Source organism: Pseudomonas protegens (genome assembly GCF_003732485.1).
Taxonomy (GTDB): Bacteria; Pseudomonadota; Gammaproteobacteria; order Pseudomonadales; family Pseudomonadaceae; genus Aquipseudomonas; species Aquipseudomonas protegens_B.
Genome location: NZ_MOAK01000089.1, coordinates 24,697 through 25,189 on the forward strand (window position 1 = coordinate 24,697; position 493 = coordinate 25,189).

Sequence of the window (493 nt, forward strand, 5' to 3'; positions counted from 1 at the left end):
TGATAATCGAGGCAGCGTCTACCTGTATTTTACCCCACAGGACCAGACCGTTGGCCTGGCCAACGTCCAGGGGATCGGCTGGCAGGGTGTTGACGAGCAGCTGTATGGCAAGTCACTGCGCCGGACCTTGCCGATGAGTTTTTACCAACGAATCTTTACCCTGCGCAAGCGCGGCGGAGAAAAGGAACTGATCGGTCTGCACACGCCGCCTTATGTCTACCCATTGCTGCTCAAGGGGGAGGACACCTGGGAAGATGCCGGTCTGCCGTACAAGCAGCGGATGTCCGTGGCCCGCGCCTCCCTTGAGCAAGGGAAGTCGGTGATGCTGACCGCACCGTTATTGCCAGTGCCCGTTGCAACCAACTTTGACGCCGATGGCACGGTGGTCATGCCGGGAGCGGACTCGAGCAGCGGTGTCTATCAGGTCAAGGACAAACTGGCGCCCATCGATGCGGCCATTGCGATCAGCAATAAAGCCTGGACTCCCGCAAGC

General features: G+C 59.4%; 1 pseudogene. It reads left to right on the forward strand.

What is annotated here, in order from left to right:
* Positions 1–133: 133 nt before the first annotated feature.
* Positions 134–493, forward strand: a pseudogene (locus BLX41_RS31880) (T6SS effector phospholipase Tle3 domain-containing protein); the annotation flags it as partial.